This window comes from Variovorax sp. 01T432 (assembly GCF_056398605.1).
On the sequence record NZ_JBFTPS010000007.1, the window covers coordinates 140,586 to 161,001 of the forward strand.

17 protein-coding genes are annotated in these 20,416 nt (G+C 66.8%); 6 read left to right on the plus strand and 11 right to left on the minus strand.

The window, feature by feature from the left end; translation table 11 throughout:
• Positions 1 to 71: 71 nt before the first annotated feature.
• Positions 72 to 671, minus strand: coding sequence for a YqgE/AlgH family protein (locus AC1DNF_RS08445; RefSeq protein WP_478148118.1), 600 nt, complete (start codon positions 669 to 671; stop codon positions 72 to 74).
• On the opposite strand from AC1DNF_RS08445, the gene AC1DNF_RS08450 reads away from it, so the two are divergent.
• Complete coding sequence (locus AC1DNF_RS08450; RefSeq protein ID WP_478148119.1) at positions 670 to 2,151, plus strand: cryptochrome/photolyase family protein; 1,482 nt, start codon at positions 670 to 672, stop codon at positions 2,149 to 2,151. The two genes, AC1DNF_RS08445 and AC1DNF_RS08450, sit on opposite strands and share 2 nt — an antisense overlap.
• A 19-nt stretch (positions 2,152 to 2,170) precedes the next feature.
• Here the strand turns inward: AC1DNF_RS08450 and AC1DNF_RS08455 are convergent, their stop codons facing one another.
• From AC1DNF_RS08455 to AC1DNF_RS08480, 6 genes are all read right to left on the minus strand, one after another.
• Positions 2,171 to 8,239 carry a hybrid sensor histidine kinase/response regulator gene (locus tag AC1DNF_RS08455; protein ID WP_478148120.1) on the minus strand — a complete coding sequence of 2,023 codons (6,069 nt, stop codon included), beginning with the start codon at positions 8,237 to 8,239 and terminating at the stop codon, positions 2,171 to 2,173.
• Positions 8,240 to 8,264: 25 nt separating this feature from the next.
• Complete coding sequence (locus AC1DNF_RS08460; RefSeq protein WP_478148121.1) at positions 8,265 to 10,589, minus strand: methyl-accepting chemotaxis protein; 2,325 nt, start codon at positions 10,587 to 10,589, stop codon at positions 8,265 to 8,267.
• Between the two features lie 38 nt (positions 10,590 to 10,627).
• Entirely contained in the window at positions 10,628 to 11,161 is a 534-nt protein-coding gene (locus AC1DNF_RS08465) for a chemotaxis protein CheW (RefSeq protein WP_478148122.1), read from the minus strand.
• A 19-nt stretch (positions 11,162 to 11,180) separates the two neighbouring features.
• Complete coding sequence (locus AC1DNF_RS08470) at positions 11,181 to 11,546, minus strand: response regulator transcription factor (RefSeq protein ID WP_478148123.1); 366 nt, start codon at positions 11,544 to 11,546, stop codon at positions 11,181 to 11,183.
• A complete protein-coding gene (locus tag AC1DNF_RS08475; RefSeq protein WP_478148124.1) occupies positions 11,546 to 11,944 on the minus strand; it encodes a response regulator in 399 nt (132 codons plus the stop codon). Before AC1DNF_RS08475 ends, AC1DNF_RS08470 begins: the two co-directional genes overlap by 1 nt.
• A 75-nt stretch (positions 11,945 to 12,019) precedes the next feature.
• Positions 12,020 to 12,190 (minus strand): rubredoxin, encoded by a 171-nt coding sequence (locus AC1DNF_RS08480; RefSeq protein WP_088955233.1) that lies wholly within the window; start codon positions 12,188 to 12,190, stop codon positions 12,020 to 12,022.
• 111 nt (positions 12,191 to 12,301) lie between these two features.
• Between AC1DNF_RS08480 and thiD the strand changes: the two genes are divergently transcribed.
• The 3 genes from thiD (at position 12,302) to AC1DNF_RS08495 (ending at position 15,251) form a co-directional block, all read left to right on the plus strand.
• The gene (gene thiD, locus AC1DNF_RS08485; RefSeq protein ID WP_478148125.1) at positions 12,302 to 13,267 is read left to right on the plus strand and encodes a bifunctional hydroxymethylpyrimidine kinase/phosphomethylpyrimidine kinase; all 966 of its coding nucleotides are present in this window, start codon (positions 12,302 to 12,304) and stop codon (positions 13,265 to 13,267) included.
• Positions 13,268 to 13,501: 234 nt separating this feature from the next.
• Positions 13,502 to 14,779, plus strand: a complete 1,278-nt coding sequence (gene hemL, locus AC1DNF_RS08490; protein WP_478148126.1) for a glutamate-1-semialdehyde 2,1-aminomutase — start codon at positions 13,502 to 13,504, stop codon at positions 14,777 to 14,779.
• Positions 14,780 to 14,783: 4 nt separating this feature from the next.
• Positions 14,784 to 15,251, plus strand: a complete 468-nt coding sequence (locus tag AC1DNF_RS08495; RefSeq protein WP_478148127.1) for a hypothetical protein — start codon at positions 14,784 to 14,786, stop codon at positions 15,249 to 15,251.
• Position 15,252: 1 nt separating this feature from the next.
• On the opposite strand, the gene purH is transcribed toward AC1DNF_RS08495, so the two are convergent.
• The 3 genes from purH to dusB are packed head-to-tail and all read right to left on the minus strand — an operon-like array spanning position 15,253 to position 18,172.
• Positions 15,253 to 16,824 carry a bifunctional phosphoribosylaminoimidazolecarboxamide formyltransferase/IMP cyclohydrolase gene (purH, locus tag AC1DNF_RS08500; RefSeq protein ID WP_478148128.1) on the minus strand — a complete coding sequence of 524 codons (1,572 nt, stop codon included), beginning with the start codon at positions 16,822 to 16,824 and terminating at the stop codon, positions 15,253 to 15,255.
• Positions 16,825 to 16,830: 6 nt separating this feature from the next.
• Positions 16,831 to 17,067 carry a Fis family transcriptional regulator gene (locus AC1DNF_RS08505; RefSeq protein ID WP_028249493.1) on the minus strand — a complete coding sequence of 79 codons (237 nt, stop codon included), beginning with the start codon at positions 17,065 to 17,067 and terminating at the stop codon, positions 16,831 to 16,833.
• Positions 17,068 to 17,113: 46 nt separating this feature from the next.
• A complete protein-coding gene (gene dusB, locus AC1DNF_RS08510) occupies positions 17,114 to 18,172 on the minus strand; it encodes a tRNA dihydrouridine synthase DusB (protein WP_478148129.1) in 1,059 nt (352 codons plus the stop codon).
• Between the two features lie 143 nt (positions 18,173 to 18,315).
• Between dusB and AC1DNF_RS08515 the strand changes: the two genes are divergently transcribed.
• A complete protein-coding gene (locus tag AC1DNF_RS08515) occupies positions 18,316 to 18,786 on the plus strand; it encodes a YqaA family protein (RefSeq protein WP_478148130.1) in 471 nt (156 codons plus the stop codon).
• Between the two features lie 13 nt (positions 18,787 to 18,799).
• On the opposite strand, the gene AC1DNF_RS08520 is transcribed toward AC1DNF_RS08515, so the two are convergent.
• Positions 18,800 to 19,474, minus strand: a complete 675-nt coding sequence (locus tag AC1DNF_RS08520) for a glutathione S-transferase (protein ID WP_478148131.1) — start codon at positions 19,472 to 19,474, stop codon at positions 18,800 to 18,802.
• Between the two features lie 177 nt (positions 19,475 to 19,651).
• Here AC1DNF_RS08520 and AC1DNF_RS08525 point away from each other — a divergent pair, with 177 nt between their 5' ends.
• Positions 19,652 to 20,410 (plus strand): 2Fe-2S iron-sulfur cluster-binding protein, encoded by a 759-nt coding sequence (locus tag AC1DNF_RS08525; protein WP_478148132.1) that lies wholly within the window; start codon positions 19,652 to 19,654, stop codon positions 20,408 to 20,410.
• Positions 20,411 to 20,416 lie beyond the last annotated feature (6 nt).

Genomic DNA, 20,416 nt, shown 5'->3' on the forward strand with positions numbered 1-20,416 from the left:
CGGCCGGCCCGCCCCCGGTCGGGGGAAGGCGAAGCGACACGAAATGCGCGCAGCCTGGGGGCGAGCCTTATTCATGCATGCCCCGCATCGGGCGAGAGCGTCCAGGCCTCCAGGCCCAGCAGCGACAGCGCCTTGTCGTAGCGCTGCTCGACCGGCGTGTCGAAGATCACGGCCGGGTCCGCGACCACGGTGAGCCAGCTGTTCTCGGCCAGTTCGGATTCGAGCTGGCCTTCGCCCCAGGCCGCGTAGCCGAGCGACACCAGCACCTTGCGCGGGCCGGAGCCGGTGGCCATGGCCTCCAGCACGTCCTTCGAGGTGGTCATTTCCAGCCCGCCCGGAATGGTCATGGTCGAGGCGTAGACGGATTCGCTCGGCCTGTCGGCATCGGCGAATACCGGTTCGTGCAGCACGAAGCCACGCTCGGTCTGCACCGGCCCGCCCTGGAACACGGGCGCGCTGCCCAGCTCGGGGCGCGAGAGGTGGAGTTCGATCTTTTCGAACAGCACCTTGAGATTGATGTCGCTGGGCTTGTTGATCACCAGGCCCAGCGCGCCGCGCTCGCTGTGCTCGCAAAGGTAGACCACGCTGCGGCTGAAGGCCTTGTCTTCCAGGCCCGGCATCGCGATCAGAAAATGATGCGTGAGGTTCATCGGGGCAGAATCGGGGGCCATGCCGCCGATTTTACTGGCCGTCGACAAAACTTATCCCAAGGGTCTGATGTGGTTCAGGCGCGACCTGCGCTTGGACGACAACGCGGCGCTCTTCCAGGCCCTGCGCGCCTGCCGGCAGGTGCTGTGCGTGTTCATCTTCGATCGACGGATCCTCGACGCCTTGCCGCGCGCGGACCGTCGTGTCGAATTCATTCGCGAGTCGCTGATCGAGCTCCAGGCCGAGCTGGAATCGCTGGGCGGCGGCCTGATCGTGCGCCACGCGGTGGCCGAGGACGAGATCGCCACCCTCGCGCGGGCACTCGAAGTGCAGGCCGTCTATGCGAACCGCGACGACGAGCCCGGTGCGCTCGAGCGCGACGCCCAGGCGCTGGGCGCCCTCGCCAACGCCGGCATCGCCTTCCACACGTACAAGGACCAGGCCATCTTCGAGCGCGAAGAAGTGCTGACCCAGGCCGGCCAGCCCTACACCGTCTTCACCCCTTACAAGCGGGCCTGGCTTGCCAAGGTGGACGCGTTCTACCTGAAGCCCTATCCGGTGCGCGGCTATGCCGATGCGCTCATTGCGTCGCCCGAGAAGTTCCGTGCGCCGGTACCCGCGCTCGCGGACATCGGCTTCGAGAAGACCAATCTTGCCGAGCTGGAGCTTCCCACTGGCAGCCAGGGCGCCGCCGCCCTGTTCGAAGACTTCCTCCAGCGCATCGACCGCTACCAGTCGGCGCGTGACTTCCCGTCCGTGCGCGGCCCGAGCTACCTGGGTGTGCATCTGCGCTTCGGCACCATCTCGATCCGCGCGCTCGCCGGCGTGGCGTATCAGCTGACGCTGCAGGGGAACGCGGGCGCCGCGACATGGCTCAGCGAACTGATCTGGCGCGAGTTCTATTTCCAGATCCTGGCGCACTACCCCCACGTGGCCGCTGGCGGCGTGTCGCGCAGCTTCAGGCCGGCCTATGACAAGATCCAATGGCATCACGGCAAGCATGCCGACATGTTGTTCGACGCCTGGTGCAAGGGACGGACCGGCTATCCGCTGGTCGACGCGGCGATGGCGCAGATCAACCAGACCGGCTACATGCACAACCGCCTGCGCATGGTGGTGGCCAGCTTCCTGTGCAAGGACCTGGGCCTGGACTGGCGCCGCGGCGAGCGTTACTTCGCCGAGCACCTCAATGATTTCGAGCTGTCGTCGAACAACGGGGGCTGGCAATGGGCGAGTTCGAGCGGCTGCGACGCGCAGCCCTACTTCCGGATCTTCAACCCCGTCACCCAGAGCCAGCGCTTCGACCCCGAGGGCAAGTTCATTCGCCGCTACCTGCCGCAACTGGCGAAACTCCCCGACAGCGGAATTCACGCGCCGTGGACGCTCAAGCCGGTGGAACTGGAAGCGCTTGGTATCCGGCTGGGCGAGGACTATCCCAAGCCCATCGTCGACCACGCCGAGGCGCGCGAGCGCACGCTGCACCGCTATGGAGTCACGAAGTAACCCCGAGGGGGTGAGCTCTTTATGCCGCCATGGCCTGGACGCTGGTGTAGTTGCGCACCAGGCGCAGCAGCTCGTCTTCCGAGTAGGGCTTGCCGAGGTAGTGATTGACGCCCAGCGTGCGCGCGTGGTCGCGGTGCTTCTCGGCGATGCGCGAGGTGATCATGATGATCGGGAGGTCGGCCAGCGATGCGTCGGCGCGGATGTTGCGGGCCAGGTCGAAACCGTCCATGCGCGGCATCTCGATGTCCGAGAGCACGACGGCGGGCCGTTCCTGCTGGAGCCGCTCGAGCGCCTGCAGACCATCCGCGGCGAGCGAAACGCGGTAGCCCTCGCGCTGCAACAGGCGCTGCGTGACGCGGCGCACCGTGATCGAGTCGTCGACCACCAGGATCAACGGCACCTGCGGCTCGACATCCGCGACCGCACGGGCCACCGGGGAACGCACGCCCTGCGAGACCGAAGGACCGGCGGCGGCCTGGAATTCGCGTGCCTTGTCACCATGGACCGCGGCAAGCGCCACCGGGTTGTAGATCAACGCCACCGCACCCGAGGCCAGCACCGAGATGGCAGCCATCCCCGGCAAGCGCGAAAGCTGCGGACCGAGATTCTTGACCACGACTTCCTGGTTGCCCAGCACTTCGTCCACGTGCAAGGCCACGCGCTGCGCGGCGCTTCGCACGATGACGACGGTGTTCGCCTTGCCCAGCGGGCGCTCGCTGCGCGGGGAGGACTGCAGCAAGGCGCCGGCCCAGAAGAAGGGCACCTGCTCGCCGCCGAAGGCATAGCGCTGGTTCAGGTAGGCCGTCTCGAGATCGGCGCTGCCCGCGCGCAACACCAGTTCGACCAGGCTGGACGGCACGCCGATCGAAGTGGCGCCGGTGCGCAGCATGACCACGTGAGTGACGGCAGTCGTCAGCGGCAGCACGAGCTTGAAGGTGGTGCCCTGGCCCGGTCGGCTCAGCGTTTCGATGCGGCCGCCGAGCGCCGCGACATCCGCCCGCACCACGTCCATGCCGATACCGCGACCCGCCAGTTCGGAGACCTGCTCGGCCGTCGAAAAGCCGGGCTGGAAGATCATCTCGGCGGCTTCCTCGGGCGTGAGCTGCCTGCCTTCGGCGATCAGGCCGAGCTGCAAGGCGCGCGCCGCGATGCGCTCATAGTTCAAGCCGCCGCCATCGTCGCGGAAACTGACGGATACGTCGTTGCCTTCGTGGTGAAGTTCGATGACGATCAGGCCGCTCGGGTCCTTGCCGGCTTGCTCGCGGACCGCCGCGCTCTCGATGCCGTGTGCCACGCAATTGCGCAGCAGATGCTCGAAGGCGGGCGTCATGCGGTCGAGCACGCCGCGGTCCATCTCGATGGAGCCGCCGACGATGTCGAGCCGCACCTGCTTGCCGGTGTCCTTGGAAGCCTGCCGCAGCACGCGGTACAGACGCTCGGAGATGCCTTCGAATTCGACCATGCGCGTGCGCAGCAGGCCGCGCTGGAGTTCGCGCGTCTGGCGTGCTTGCGCGCTCAGGTCGTCTTCGGTCGCCTGCACGGTCTTCTGCAGCGTGCGCTGGACGGTCGCCACGTCGTTGACCGACTCGGCCATCATGCGCGTGAGTTCCTGCACCCGCGTGAAGCGGTCGAACTCGAGTGGGTCGAAGCCCTTCTGCGAATCCTTGGCCTGTGCCAGGCGCGACTGCATCTGGCTTTCGGCTTGCACCTCGATGTCGCGCAGCTGCTGGCGCAGGCGATCCAGGTTGCCTGTCAGGTCGCCGAGCGAATTACGCAGCTGGCCGATTTCGGCTTCGAGTCGCGAACGGGTGATGATCACCTCGCCGGCCTGGGCCACCAGGCGATCGAGCAGGTGGGTGCGGATGCGCACCGCCTGGCTCGAAATGGCGCGCAGCGGCACCAGCGCCGACGGTGAAGGCAGAGCGACGGCGCGGCGGTCCGCCGCCGGCTGCGGGGCCTCGGGCGGGGCCACGACCGCTTCGGCCGGGTGCGCAACAACGGCCTCGGGCACTGCTTCGGGTTCAGGCGCGCCGGGCGCCGGGGTCGCAGCGACCGCGCGCTGCGCGAGTTCCATCTGCCTCGCATCATCGGCGGCGCGCAGCGCGTCGAAAGTCGCCTGCAACGCATCGAAGCGCACGAGGAGCTGTTCGACCGAATGACGATCGGTACCTTCCGAGCCGATCATCTCGATCTCGGATTCCATGCGGTGCGCACGCTCGCCCAGGCGCATCGCGCCGGCCAGCCGGGCGCTGCCCTTGAGGGTGTGCAGCGTGCGCAGCGTGGAAGCGCGCGGCGCGGCGTCGTCGGGGCGCTGCGCCCAGTCGCGCAGCGCGCTGCCGAGTTGCGGCAGCAGTTCCGCCGCCTCCTCCTCGAAGATGGGGAACAGGTCGAGGTCGACGGCATCGGCCACGTCGACGGCGTCCTCCGCATCGTCGAGCGCCACGTCGGCCATGGCGTCGCGCATGATGCGCGAGACGCCGCTGGGGGCTTCGATGGCTTCGAAAGGCGCCTGGGAGGCGGCCACATCGCGCAAGGCCACCAGCAGCTCGTCCGCGGGATCGCGCAGGAAGCCGGCAGCGAACTGGTGCAGCAGGCGCCGCACTTCTTCCGCCGCGGCAACCAGCACCGCGCCCTGCGCCGGCGTGCCCCGGCCTTGTCGCTGCAGATGCTGCAGCGCTGCCTCGAAGGAGCGCGCCATGCCCGACAGGCTGTGGAATCCGACCGTCGCGGAGCTGCCCGCGAGCGAATGCGCCAGGCCGATGGTCGAATCGGCCACCCGCTCATAGGATTCGAGCGCCCATTCGCCGACTTCAACCCCCAGTTGCCGCGACCATTCGTCGGCTTCGTTGATGTAGACGTTGTAGAGCGCAATGCCGATGCGCAGCGGCCCGATCACCTTGACCTGCTCCTCGGCGCTCGGCGTCGGCGAGCGCTCCTCCTCGACGGGCGCCGCGTCGGCGGCCGGCGCGGGCGCCTGGGCTTCCGGTTGAAGTTCGAGCAAGGTCGGCGCCGCCTCGGCTGGCGCCGGGGGGGCGGCTTCCATCTCCGTGACCGATTCGGGCACGGGTGCCGGCTCCGGCGCGAGTTCCGGCTCGGGCTCCTGCCGCGGTTCGGCCTCGGGCACCATCGCCAGTTCGATGTCGAGTTCAGGCTCGGGCGGAGCCGTCGAGACCGGCAAGGACGCGTCGATCTCGAAGTCGACCACGAGTCCGGGCTCGGGCTCGGGCTGGACGCTCGGCGTCGCGGGCCATGCAAGCGAGGGCTCGATCGAGGCGTGCGCGGTCTCGAGGAAGTTTAGGTCCTCGAGCTCGCCCAGATCCAGTGGTTCTTCCGGCCGGGGCGCCGGCTTTCCATCGAAATCCAGGAAATCGGTGGATGCGAAATCGTCGTCGAGGGCGGAGGCAGCCTGGCGCGGCTGCGCGGGTTCCTCTTGCACACTCGCGGAAGGCTCGTGCAAGCCGGACCAGACGGTGGAGACATCGTCGTCCGATGGCGCCACCATCGGCATGGGCGGCGCTTCGTCACGCGGCGCGGCGGGCGCCACGAGGTTGAGGTCCGGAAGATCAGGCAGCAGCAGCGGCAAGGGCTCGAGAGCGGCTGGCGCCTCGGCCTTCACTTCGCTCCCTTCGCCGGCAATATGGCGCGCGGCGGCAACGAGCGCGTCGGCGTCGGCCATGCGCATCGGCGCGATCGGCTCGCCCGAGCGCAAGGCTTCCGCCATGGCGCGGAAGGGCGCCGATTGCCAGTTGTGGGGCTCGTTCGTCGCGATGGCCTCGACCCACTTCGCAAAATCAACCAGGGCCTTGCGCGTGGCGGCGACGAGTTCGGGCGTGGCCGGGCGCTGATCGGCCAGCCAGGTGTTGAGTACCTGCTCGAAGCCCCAGGCCGCTTCGCCGAAATCCATGAGCCCCACCATGCGGGAGCTGCCCTTGAGCGTGTGGAATGCGCGCCGCAGCACGGTCAGTTCGCCGCCGTCGTCCGGGCGGGTGGCGAGCACGGAGACGGCAGCGAGGCCGTTGTGCAGCACCTCGCGCGCCTCGTCGAGGAAGATGTTCTGGAGGTCGTCTTCCTCGAGCTCCGTCACCTCGGTGTCGGGCAGGCCTTCCAGCGGCGCCGGGCCGGTGATCTTGGCCGTCCAGCTCGCGGTGGCGCGGCTGAACTCCTCGATCGGGGTCACGGGCGCCTTGCGGTTCGGCGCGGAAAGCGCGGCCAGCTTGGCGGCGATCTGGGCGTCAACCTCCTCGACACTCAGAACGGTGTTGGCGACCGACACCGGCCCCGAGGCCGATGCGAAAGAAGGCGCCGCTTCGGGCGCGGCGCTGTCGCTGGCCTGCCGGCCCATGAGAGGCTTGAGCTCGCCAGCCTCGGCATCGAAGACGAACAGCCGCTTCGCCAGCGCCGGCTGGTAGCTGAGCATGTCGATCAGAAAGCCCAGCGCGCCCAGGTTGTTGCCGAGCGAGTCGAAGGCCTGCACTTGCCCGACGGTCGATTCTTCGCCCAGGAGCTGGTCGACGTTCTCGCGCATGCGCAGCACGGTCTGCGCGGCCTGGTCGAGGCCCAGCACCGAGAACACGCCGCGCATTTGCAGCAACTGGGTCGGCACGGTGCGCAGCAGCGCCTTCTCTGTCGGACGGCGGAAGAACTGGTCGAGCGACTTTTCGAGTTCGCTCAGGTGGCTGCGCAGCTCACCGACGACGGTCCCCATCGTCTGGCGGTCGCTCACGCGGCGGTAGAGCTCTTCCATCCACGGCTCGAGCGGCTCCGAGCGGCCGCTGTCGCGCGCGCGCTCGATGCGCCCGGCCAGTTGCACGGTCCGGGCCGTGAGCTGGCGATCGTGCGGATCGAGGTCTTCGAAGGCCGCTTCGAGGTAGAGGACCGAAGTCGCGACTTCCATCGCCAGTTCGGTCGACGGCGGCTCGCCGGATTTCAGTGAGGCATCGACGGCGTTGCCAAGCGCCTGCGCCATCGGCAGGCTCGGCGGATGCAGCTTCTGCAGCGATTCGCCGAGCTGGGCGAAGGTGTCGGCCACCTGCCGGGTGCGCGAGACGTCGCCGCCGGAGAGCGCCGACCACATTTCCTTGGCGGCCTCGATGCGCTTGCGCGCCTGCGCCAGCACCAACGGGTCGAAGCGACCGAACTGCTCGATCGTGTAGTCAACGGCCTGCTCGTTGGCGACGCCCCAGGCGACGCGGACGGACCGCAGCGTGGCGGCTTCGTCGCGCGAATCTGGAACAGCCTGGGAACAGAAGAACAGCAGGTCCTGCCCCAACCGGTCCGAAACGGTGTTGTCCCCGCGCGCCAGCGTGGCGTATTGCAGGAGCACGCGCGAGGCCGCGCGCTTGACGTGGGCATCGGCGGGAATGAGCGCCAATGCCAGGGCCTCGAAGAAGCCGGCGGCGAGCGTCCAGAAGCTGGAGACTCTCGGAATCGAGGCGCCGCGCCCCAACCCCAGGCACAAGGCGTGCAGACGCCGGGCGGCCTGATCGTCGCCGTTCTTGACGACCTTGAGCACTTCGCGGTCGAGCTTGGAACGGACGGCGGGGTCGTAGACCAATGCCGTCTGGGTCGGGGCAGGCCGGATCTCGACCCAGCGCCATGCCATGCTCCACAGATCGGCGGGATGGACACGCTCGTTGCCGACGAGCTCGAGGACTTCCCGGTACTGCGGAAACAGGGCGACGGACGACACCGTCTTGCCCGCGACCAGGGCGTTGAGAAAATCGGCGACGGCGAAGCCGGCACGGTCGATCTTCTGGACGGCGGCCTCGGTGCAGCGGCTCGGCTCCGCGATGAAGCTCTGGACCGCGAACTCCATCGCGCCCAGAACGAGCGCGGGCGGCGCGTGGCCCACCATCTGCAGCGCGCCGACCGCCTGGTGGAGCTGCTGGCGCGCCAGGCGCAAGGGCGTGGGGTCGACATCCGGCCCCGTGCCCGCCTCGCGCGCAAAGCGCCGCAGCGTCTTGCTCACGCCGTCGAGCGATTTCTGGATCTCGCCGAGGACCCAGGCCAGAGGCCCGAGGTCTTCGGTCGCCGGCGCATATCCGGCTGCGGCTGCGGGGGCGGCGGTGGCGGGGGTTGGGATCGACACGTTCGGTGCTCGGCGTTCGGGACGTTCAGGCGATCTTGAAGCGGGACACCGATTGGCGCAATTCCTCCGCCATGTGCGAGAGCTCGCGCACCTGCTGTGCCGTCGTGCGCGTGCCTTCGCCCGTCTGCTCGGTCACGGCAAAGATGTGCTGGATATTGGCCGCCACGACATTGGCGGAATCGGCTTCGCGCGAGGCGGATTGCGAAATCTGCTCGATCAGATCGGCGAGGCGGCGCGACACGCGGTCGATCTCCGACAGCGCGGTACCGGCGTTGTCCGAAAGCTTGGCCCCTTCGACCACGCCCTGCGTGGAGCGCTCCATGGCGCCGACCGCATCCTGGGTGTCGGTCTGAATGGCTTTCACCAGCGCGGAGATCTGGCGCGTGGCGTCGGCCGAGCGTTCCGCAAGCCGTTGCACTTCTTCCGCCACCACCGAGAAGCCGCGACCGGCTTCACCGGCGGATGCCGCCTGAATGGCTGCATTCAGCGCCAGCACGTTGGTCTGTTCGGTAATGTCCGAGATCAGCTCGGTGATTTCACCGATCTCCTGAGAGGATTCGCCGAGGCGCTTGATCCGCTTGGAGGTTTCCTGGATCTGGTCGCGGATCGAGTTCATGCCGCCGATGGCGTTCTGCACGGCTTGCAGGCCCGAGGACGCGGCTTGCAGCGACTGGCGCGCCACCGTTGCCGACTCCTGCGCCTGCGAGGACACGCCGTTGATTCGCTCCGCCATCGTGAGCACCGACTGGCCGGTTTCGCGAATCTCGCGAAGCTGTTCGGTCGATGCGGCGAGCAGCTCGGTCGAGGTGCTTTCGACCTGCGCGGTCGTCTGGGCCACCCGCGTGGCCGTGTTCTGCACGTTGCCCACCAGCAGGCGAAGTTCTTCCACGGTGTAGTTCACCGAGTCGGCGATGGCGCCGGTGATGTCTTCGGTCACGGTGGCTTCCTGCGTCAGATCGCCTTCGGCGACGGTCTGCAGTTCGTTCATGAGCCGCAGAATCGCAGCCTGGTTGGCGGCGTTGACGCGGCTGGCGTCCTCGCTCATGCGCTCGGCTTCAAGACGCTCGCGTTCGGCGGCAAGGGCGCGTTCGCGGCCTTCGCGAACCTGCACGAAGCCGATGGCGCCGGCCAGCGCCAGCGCGGCCAGCGACAGGACGAAGAGCATTACCACCGTGCCCGCGCCCAGACCGGTACGCGCCGACAGTTTTTCCTGCAGGTCGCCCAGCGAGGTGCGCAGGGGTTCGCTGTCCGCGAGGATGGCGGCCTGCGCCTCGCGCGCGGCGACCAGGCCCTGGAGGTTGCCCAGAATGGCGCCCGCCTGGGTGCGCGTCTGCTCGTAGGTCTTGAGGATGGTGTCGAGCTGCTGCCGCGTCTGCGCATCGCGCGTGCCGGGCAGGCGCTGCTGGGCGCTGCCGTCGAGCAGGCCTCGCGTGACTTCCTGGAAGGTGTTCAGATCCTTGCCGAGCAGGAACACGGCGTCGGGGCTCACGCCCTCGACAGTGAGGAACTCATTGGCCGACTTGCCGATGCGCTGCGTCAGCATCACCAATTGACCGGCCGCGGAGATCTCCGGCAGCGTGGCGTTCTGCTGCATCTTGAGGGAAGCCACGGTCTCGGTCATCTCGAGCAGATCGGAAGACTGGCGATTGATGTCGCGAAGCGCGTTGCCGACCTGCGTCAGGATCTGCTGCTGTGCCAGCACGGCCTTCGCGCTCTTGTCGGCGCGCTCGACGAGCGGCGTGATCTTGGCGAGTTCGCTGTCGTACTGGCTGCCGACGCGTTCCAGCTTGAGTGCGTCGTCGCCGTTCGCCAGACCCTGCACGCGGCGCGTCAGGTCGTCCGAACTGTCCTTGACTTCCGCGAAGGCGGCGACGTTGCCCACCAGCGCCTGCGACACGGACTTGGCGAGCCGCTGCGACTGCATGAGCGACTGGCCAGTGGCCGCCACCTGCTGAGCGAGACGTTCGGCGCGAAGAATGGCCGAGCCCGCCACCAGCAACAGCAAGAGCACCACGGCCGCGAGCACGATCGCCAGCACGCGCTGCTGGCGCGCCGGGTTCGAGCGCAAGGGCGGCGCCGCGCCGACGGCATCGGGCGGAGCCGACCGATCGGCATGGGGCTCGGCCTGCGCAAGCGGCGCAATTTCCTCGCTCGCGAGCGTCGACTCGAAAGCGACGTCAGCGGATGCCGGTGCTGGGGATGAATCACGGCGCATGGGCACGGCATTTTCCTCGGGCTGCAGGGTTTCGCCATTGTCGAGCGAAAGGGTGGCGGCGCTGTCGGCGCGCACCGTCATGCCGTCGCCGCCCACGGGCAGGAGTTTCTTGAACTTGTCAGCGATCGAGCTCACGGTCGTTCCTTCAGGTTGTGTCGGCGCCGGCGAATCGCTCAGGCGCCGATGCTCAAAAATGGGGGGTGCTGCGAGAGCGCCTGCAGGTTCACTTCCTGCCACTGACCGCCCTCGGCGTCCGTGTACAAATGGCCGAACCAGGGCGCGGCATCACCGCCAGGCTGCTGCGAATCGACGAAGGCATCCACACCCCGCAGACCGATCAGCCGGTCGATCAGCAAGGCACAGTTGACTTCAAGCATCTCATTGAGCGCGACGAGGCGCGACTGGGCGCGCGCCGCTTCGCCGAGTGCCTGCGTCGGCGCCTTTCCGGAGGCGAAAGTCGAAAGCTGGACGACGCCATAGAGGCCGCCGCGCAGGTTGGCGACGCCCAGGAACCACGGCTCGGTGTAGGACACCGGCTGCGGGGGCGTCCATGGAAAGATCTCGCCAGCGTGGCCGAGCGGGAAAAGATACTTCGCGTCGCCCGCCTCGACGGCGAGCCACGATGCGGAAACGCCCGATGTGCGCGCCGCCTGAAGGCGGCCGGCTAGCCGGGCCTGGAAAGCGCGTAGAGCGTCGCGGTTGGCCATGGACGGGAAATCCGCGCGATCAGGCGAGCGCCTTGATCTTCGCCATCAGCTCGGCCGCATTGACCGGCTTGACGATGTAGTCGCGGGCGCCTTGACGCATGCCCCAGAGGCGATCGGTTTCCTGGTTCTTGCTGGTGCACAGGATGATCGGCACCGATGCATATTGAGGATTGCGGGCAATCGCGCGGGTGAGCTGGAATCCGTTCTGCCCGGGCATCACGACGTCCATCAGGATCAGGTCGGGCTGCTCTTCCTCGATCCGGCGCATCGCGTCATCCGCGTTCTCGGCGGTCTTCACCGAGAAGCCGTTCTTCTGGAGGAGGTCGGTCAGGAAAACCAGTTCCGTCTTGGAATCGTCGACCACGAGCACTTTTTGAATGGGCATTACTGCGCTTCCTGCTGAACGATGCCGAACTGCTGCACGGCCTGCAGCAATTGGTCTTTTGTAAAAGGTTTGGTGAGGTAGTCCTGCGAGCCGACCATGCGGCCGCGCGCCTTGTCGAACACGCCGTCCTTGGACGAGAGCATCACGACAGGGACGTTGGAGAAATGGGCATTGCGCTTGATGATGGCGCAGGTCTGATAGCCATCGAGGCGTGGCATCAGGATGTCGCAGAAGATCAGATGCGGCCTGTGGTCATTGACCTTCGACAGGGCATCGAATCCATCCTCCGCCAGGAGAACTTCGTGACCCCCCTGCTTGAGGAAGATCTCGGCGCTGCGGCGAATGGTGTTGCTGTCATCGATGACGAGCACCTTGTAACCGGATCCATTCGTGCTCATTGGACAACCGCTCCTTGTGACACTATGACCACTGCACCCCGAAGGAGCGCAGGAAGCGTGGCCCTATGCCATGCTTCAGATCTCTACCATCTCAAAATCTTCCTTGCGCGCCCCGCATTCGGGACAGGTCCAGTTCATCGGGACATCTGCCCATGCGGTGCCTGGCGCAATACCATCTTCGGGCACTCCCACCGATTCGTCGTAGATCCACCCGCAAATCAGGCACATCCAGGTTTTCGTATTCATCGCAGCTTAAGGTCCCTGTTCATAGAATGCAACGATGGTATCCAAACGTATCAACAAATCGCGTGATAACCGTCTCGGATATGCCACCATCGGCTGGGCCCTGACAGGCGTATGAGCACTTCCCTACTACCATCAGAGCACAACAGCAAAGTGAGCGATCTTACCGACCCCTCAGAAGACGAATCCGCCTCGCAGGGCGAATCGAATCCGCCATGCGTGCTGGTGTTCAATGCAAGCGATCCGAGCGGCGCGGGCGGCCTCGGCAGCGATGCATTGGCCATGGCCTCGGTGGGGGCGCACATGCTGCCGGTGGTCACCGGCGCCTATGCGCGTGACACAGCGGAGATTTTCGATCACTTTGCCTTCGATGAAGAGGCTGTTGCCGAGCAGGCCCGCGCCATTCTCGAAGACGTCGAGGTGCAGCTCATCAAGGTCGGCTTCGTGGGCTCGCCCGAGAACCTGAGCACCGTCGCCGAGACAGCGACCGACTATCCCGATGTGCCGGTGGTGGCCTACATGCCCAATCTTTCCTGGTGGGAGGACAACCAGATCGAGGCCTATCTGGACGCATTCCGCGAACTGGTGCTGCCGCAGACCACCGTGCTGGTCGGCAACCACAGCACGCTGTGGCGCTGGCTGCTTCCGGACTGGGCCGGCGAACGTCCGCCCACCGCGCGCGACATCGCCAAGGCGGCCGGCGAGTTCGGCGTGCCCTACACCCTCGTCACCGGCATGGTCCTTCCCGAGCAGTTCATCGATAACGTGCTGGCCTCGCCGCAGGCGGTCCTTGCCAGCGAGAAGTACGAGCGCCTCGATGCCGTGTTCGCAGGCGCGGGCGACACGCTCTCGGGCGCCCTCGCCGCGCTGCTCGCCAGCGGCACCGACCTCGTCGCGGCCACCAGCGAAGCGCTGAGCTACATGGATCGCTGCCTCGACGCCGGCTTCCGGCCCGGCATGGGTCATGTGCTGCCCGACCGCCTCTTCTGGGCTCAGCCGGAGGAGGACGACGACAATGGCGATGACGAGCCTCCTTCCTCGTCCGACTTTGCCCTGCCTCCGCACGACACCCGACACTAGGATGAAACACCCCCGAAGCGCCTGCGGCGCCTCCCCCTCAAGGGGGCGATACCGGCGGCCCGGCAAAGCCGCTTCCGCGGTATCCCTGGCGTTGGGCCGCGTCGGTTTCATGCGTCGCGGGTCGCGCGATGGCGTGCTGGACAACTGAAATGTTGCTCGCCCCCAGGCTGCGCGCACTTCGTGTCGCTTTGCCTACCCCCCGCCCCTTCGATACACACCCACGCTGGATGCAACATGGATCAGAACGACATTCTTTTTGAGCGCGCTCGCGCCGTCATTCCGGGGGGCGTCAACTCACCGGTGCGCGCCTTCAAGGCCGTGGGCGGCACGCCGCGCTTCGTGAAGCGCGCCAAGGGCGCCTACTTCTGGGATGCGGCCGATCAGCGCTACATCGACTACATCGGCTCCTGGGGACCGATGATCCTGGGCCACGGGCATCCCGCGGTGGTCGAAGCGGTCCAGCGCGCCGTGGTCGACGGCTTCTCCTTCGGTGCGCCGACGGAGCGCGAAGTCGAACTCGCCGAGGCCATCCTCGCGCTCGTGCCATCGATGGAGATGGTGCGGCTCGTGAGCTCGGGCACCGAAGCCGCGATGAGCGCCCTGAGACTCGCCCGCGGTGCCACGGGCCGCAAGTACATCATCAAGTTCGAAGGCTGCTATCACGGCCATGCCGACGCGCTGCTGGTCAAGGCGGGCTCGGGCCTCGCCACGTTCGGCCATCCGACCTCGGCCGGCGTTCCGCCGGAGGTCGTCCAGCACACGCTCGTCCTCGAATACAACAACGTCGCGCAGCTCGAAGAAGCCTTCGCGCTGCATGGCCACGAGATCGCGTGCCTGATGATCGAGGCCATCGCCGGCAACATGAACTTCGTGCGCGCGAGCGCCGCCTTCGCCCGGCGCTGCCGCGAACTGTGCACACAGCATGGCGCGCTGCTGGTGTTCGACGAGGTCATGACGGGTTTCCGCGTCGGCCTGCAAGGGGCACAGGGCGTGCTGGGCATCACGCCCGACCTCACCGTGATGGGCAAGGTGATCGGCGGCGGCATGCCGCTGGCCGCCTTCGGCGGACCGCGCGCGATCATGGAACAGCTCGCGCCGATGGGTCCGGTCTACCAGGCCGGCACCCTGTCGGGCAATCCGGTGGCGACGGCCTGCGGCCTCGCGACGCTCAAGGAAGTGTCCAGGCCCGGCTTCTTCGATGCACTGTCACAAAAGACGCGCATGCTCGTGGAGGGCCTCAAGTCCGCCGCCGCCGCCGAAGGCGTGCCCTTCAGCGCCGACAGCGAGGGCGGCATGTTCGGCTTCTTCCTGCTCGACAAACTGCCGCAGAACTACTCCACAGTCATGACCACCGACAACACCAGGTTCAATCTGCTGTTCCACGGCCTGCTGGACCGTGGCGTCTACATCGCGCCGGCGCTGTACGAAGCCGGCTTCGTGAGCGCCGCGCACAGCGACGAGGACATCGCCGCGACCATCGAAGCCGCGCGCCAGATCTTCGCTACGCTCTGAGTTCGTGAGGTTCCGAAAGCTTCTGCCTTGGCTGGGCCTGCTGCCGGGCCTGGCCTTCGCGGAGTTCGACATCGGCAAGACCTGGATCAACGCCGGCTTCTACTCCTACCACTACGACCGCAACAAGGGCCTGGAAGATGCCAACCCCGGGATCGGCGTCGAATACCCGCTGAGCAGCACCTATTCGCTCACCGCCGGCATGTTCCGCAACAGCGACAGGGAACGTTCCAACTACTTCGGCATGTACGTCATGCCCGTCGAGCTCCACGGCGTGAAGCTCGGTGCGGTGGTAGGCGCCTTCGACGGCTACCCGAAGGCCTTCAACGGCGGCTGGTTCCCGGCGCTGATCCCCACGGCCGCCATCGAAGGCAAGAACTGGGGCCTCAACGTGGCCGTCATTCCGACCATCGGGAACCGCCTCTACGGGGCCATTAGCTTCCAGCTGAAATACCGCTTCACGAGCGGCGAATAATTCAATGCCTGAAGTGGCGAACACCTGAGAGCACCATCACGACGCCGCGTTCGTCGGCCGCATCGATCACCTCCTGATCGCGCATCGAGCCGCCCGGCTGGATGACGCAGCCCGCGCCGGCATCGACCACGACATCGAGTCCGTCGCGGAACGGAAAGAAGGCGTCGCTCGCCACCGCCGTGCCCTGCAGCGACAGGCCAGCGTGCTGCGCCTTGATGCTCGCGATGCGCGCCGAATCGAGCCGGCTCATCTGGCCGGCGCCGACGCCCATCGTCATGCCGTCGGCGCAGAACACGATGGCGTTGCTCTTGACGAACTTCGCAACCTTCCAGGCGAAAAGCAGATCCTCCAGTTGCTGCGGCGTCGGCTGCTTCTTGCTCACCACCTTGAGCTCGTCGATCGACAGCTCGCGGTTGTCGGCCGTCTGCATCAACAGGCCCGAGCCGACGCGCTTGATGTCCATGGCATTGCGGCCGTTGTCCCAGTCGGTGGGGCCGCCGGGCGGCAATGCGATCTCGAGGATGCGCACGTTGACCTTCTTCTTCAGGATTTCCAGCGCATCCGGCGCATAGCCGGGCGCCATCAGCACTTCGACGAACTGCTTGCTCACCGCTTCCGCGGCGGCGCCGTCGAGCGGCCGGTTGAAGGCGATGATGCCACCGAAGGCCGAGGTGGGATCGGTCTTGAAGGCCTTGCTGTACGCCTCGTGCGGGTCCTGGCCGATGGCGACGCCGCAGGGGTTCGCATGCTTCACGATCACGCAGGCCGGCGTGCCGAAGCTCTTGACGCATTCCCACGCCGCGTCGGCGTCGGCGATGTTGTTGTAGCTGAGCTCCTTGCCATGCAATTGCCTGGCCGTCACCAGCGAGCCCGGCGCGGGATGCAGGTCGCGGTAGAACGCGGCTTGCTGGTGCGGGTTCTCGCCGTAGCGCAGATCCTGCAGCTTGACGAAGCGGCCATTGCTCTGCGAAGGGAAGAGGGAGCGGGTGTGGTCTTCCTGGATGCTCGAAAGATAGTCGCTGATCGCGCCGTCGTACTGGCTGATGCGATTGAAGGCGGCAACGGAGAAGGCGAACTTCGTCTTGTCGCTCAGCTTGCCATCCGCCTTCAGTTCGGCGAGGGCCTGCGGGTACTGCGCCGCATCGGTCAGCACGCCGACGTCCTTCCAGTTCTTCGCGGCGCTGCGCACCATGGCCGGCCCGCCGATGTCGATGTTCTCGATCGCGTCCTCGAGGGTGCAGCCGGGCTTGGCGACCGTGGCCTCGAAGGGGTAGAGATTGACCACCAGGAGGTCGATGGTGTCGATGCCGTGTTCCTTCAGCGCCGCCATGTGCGCCGGGACATCGCGCCGCGCCAGAAGACCGCCGTGCACCTTGGGATGCAGTGTCTTGACGCGGCCGTCGAGCATCTCCGGAAAGCCGGTGAGTTCGGCCACTTCGGTGACGGGCAGGCCGGCGTCGGCCAGCAGTCTGGCGGTGCCGCCGGTCGACAGCAGCCTGACGCCGAGCGCGTGAAGCGCCTGTGCGAATTCGAGGATGCCGGTCTTGTCGGAAACGGAGATCAGTGCGTTCATCAATGGTTACTTCAGCAGTTTGTGTTCGACCAGCTTCTTGCGCAGCGTGTTGCGGTTCAGGCCGAGCCATTGCGCGGCCTTGGATTGGTTGCCCTCGGCGCGAGTCATCACGACGTCGAGCAAGGGCTTTTCGACGACGCGCACCAGCATCTCGTACATGCCGTCGGGTTCGGTACCGCGAAGGTCGCGGAAATAACTGTCCAGGCTGCTGCGTACGCAGTCTTCGATGTGTTTCTTGCTCATGGCACTCTTCTCTTCTTCTCTGCGGTTCTCTCTCGTTCCGTTCTTCTCAGGCAAGCGCACCCGCCGACTGCTCGTCCTGCGGCTCCGGCGCTTCTTCGCCGCCGGCCGGGATGCGGTCCATCCGGGTCGCCAGCGTGTCGAAGAAGGCGCCGACCGCGCGCAGTTGCGAGTCGCAGTCCTCGATGGCATTCATCGCGCCGCGAAACGCCTCGCCGCCCGGCAGCGCGCGCACATACCAGCCGATGTGCTTGCGCGCGGTGCGAACGCCGCTGTAGTCGCCATAGAGCGCGTAGTGCTGCTGCAGGTGTTCAAGCATGAGACGGCGCACCTCCGCCACCAGCGGCGGTGCAAGGTGCGTGCCGGTCGCAAGGAAATGCGCGATCTCGCGGAAGATCCACGGCCGGCCCTGCGCGGCACGGCCGACCATCACGGCGTCCGCGCCTGTCAGGGCCAGGACTTCACGCGCCTTCTCGGGCGATGCGATGTCGCCATTGGCAACCACCGGCACGCGCACCGCCGCCTTGACGGCGGCGATGGTGTCGTATTCGGCATGGCCTTTGTAGCCCTGTTCGCGCGTACGGCCATGAACGGTCAGCATCTGCACGCCGGCCTCTTCGAAACGGCGCGCGAGCGTTACCGCATTGCGGTGATCCTCGCTCCAGCCCGTGCGCATCTTGAGCGTGACGGGCACCTTGTGCGGCGCCGCGGCCTGCACCACCGCCTCGACGATTTCGAGCGCCAGCGGCTCGTCGCGCATCAACGCGGAGCCGGCCCATTTGTTGCAGACCTTCTTCGCCGGACACCCCATGTTGATGTCGATGATCTGCGCGCCGCGATCGATGTTGTAGTGCGCGGCCTCGGCCATCATGGCCGCGTCGGTGCCGGCGATCTGCACCGAAATAGGGCCGGGCTCGCCTTCATGATTCGCGCGGCGCGAGGTCTTGAGCGTGGCCCACAGTTCCTTGCGTGAAGTGACCATCTCGCTCACCGCGTAGCCGGCCCCGAGCTCGCGGCACAACATGCGGAAAGGCCGGTCCGTGACGCCCGCCATGGGCGCGACGAACAGCCGGTTCTCCAGCGCGATGTGGCCGATGTGCAAGGTCATGAAGGGAGGTAGCGCGCCCAGGGCTGCTGAAAAATGAGGCACGATTGTAGCGGCGCCACGGCCCGGTTGCTGAAACCTTTTTTGCTATCCGGTGAGCGCCGCGGACCCTTGCGCTGCGCGCTCCTTTCTATACTCCAGCGCACATGCAAGCTTGGCTCGACTCTCTTTTTTCGCTTCTCGCGCTACCGCAGTACGGGCTCAGCACGCTCTTCGTCGCCGCATTCGTCTCGGCGACCTTGCTGCCGGTCGGATCCGAGCCGATCCTGTTCGGCCTGCTCAAGCTCAACCCCGACATGTTCTGGTCCGCGATCGGCGTGGCGACATTCGGGAACACCCTGGGTGGCGTGCTCGACTGGTGGATGGGCTATGGCGCGCACAAGGTGGCCGACAAGTACGCGCATTCCAAGCACCACCTGCGCGTGCTCGGCTGGCTCGAGCGCCTGGGCCCGAAGGCCTGTCTGCTCGCGTGGCTGCCCATCGTCGGCGATCCGCTGTGCGCGGTCGCCGGCTGGCTGAAGCTGCCATTCTGGCCGTGCGTGGCCTACATGGCGATCGGCAAGTTCGCGCGCTACATCACCATGACGGCCGCACTGCTGCATCTCTGGCCGAACTGATGCGCGCGCCCACTCAGCTCAACAAGCCATAGGGGCCGCCGCGGTCCAGGGCGCGCTGGTAGGCGGGGCGCGCATGGATTCGTTCGAGATACGCCATCAACCGCGGGCGGCTCGCATCGAGGCCGCCTCGCGCCGCCGCGGCCTCGACCGGAAAACTCATCTGGATGTCGGCGCCCGAGAACGCATTGCCGGCGAACCATTTGGTCTTGCCGAGTTCGCCTTCCATGAAGTCCAGGTGGCTCGTGATGTTCGGCGTGATGAAGCCCGCCTTCGCCTTGCTCGCGATGGCCCTGGCGATCGGCCTGGCAAAGAAAGGCATCTTCGATTTCTCGATCTTGTCGAACACCAGTTTCAGCAGCAGGGGCGGCATGGCCGAGCCTTCGGCGAAGTGAAGCCAATAGCGATAGCGCAAGGCCTCGGGCGTGCCCGCCGCCGGCGCGAGGCGGCCATTGCCGTAGCGCTCGATTACCGTTTCGACAATGGCGCCCGATTCCGCCAGCGTGAGTCCGTCATCGGTCGTCACCACCGGCGACTTTCCGAGCGGATGCACGGCGCGCAGGGAGGGCGGCGCGAGCATCGTCTTCGGATCGCGCTGGTAATGGACGATCTCATAGGGCAGTTCGAGCTCTTCGAGCAGCCAGAGAACGCGCTGGGAGCGCGAGTTGTCGAGATGGTGGACGGTGATCATGAAGGCACTAAGGCGGGAGGCTGGACCTGCTTTCTACACCCATGTGGCATGCGTGGGCCTGCGCCTACAGAAGGACGGCGCGCCAGTGAATACATGCGCGGCCGCCGCGTTCCTAGGGTGCTGCTCTCGGAATGCATTGAATGCATGCGGCCGCATTGGGCGGCCCAAGGAGTCTCCATGCAAGCGCCCTCCACGCCCGAAGCGGACGATTCGAAGTGGCCCGTCACGCGCCGTGCCGTATTCCAGACCGGCGCGGCTTTCGCCGCGGTCCAGGCAGTGGGCACCGCGGCCGCGCAGTCGAGCGCCCCCGCGCCCAACGAGGCCGAACTCCCGCCGCAGCGCATGGCCGTGGAACTCCACATCAATGGCAAGGTCCAGCGGCTGACCGTCGACACGCGCACCACGCTGCTCGATGCGCTGCGCGAGAACCTCCTCATGACGGGATCGAAGAAGGGCTGCGACCACGAGCAGTGCGGCGCCTGCACCGTGCTCGTGGAGGGGCGCCGCATCGACGCCTGCCTCACCCTGGCGGTCATGCACGACGGGCAGCGGCTCACGACCATCGAGGGCCTCGCGCCGGGCGAGATGATCACCGCGGTGACGCTGCCCGCGCCGGTGCCCGGCCGCCATGTCTACCGCAAGGTGCGCGACCGCGCCTCCTATGCATTCGCGCTGGTGTCGGTGGCGGCCGTCGTCGATGCATCGGAGGGCCGGATCCGCTCGGCGCGAATGGCCTTCGGCGGCGTTGCGCACAAGCCCTGGCGCGTGGAAGCGGTCGAGGCGACGCTCACCGGTGCGAAGGTCGATGAAGCCGCATGGAACCGCGCGGCCGACGGCGTGCTCGCGGGCGCGCGCGGCTACGGCCACAACGATTTCAAGATCCCGTTGCTGCGCCGCACCTTGCGTGCCGCGGCGAGCGAAGCCGCAGCCGGCTGAAGGGCG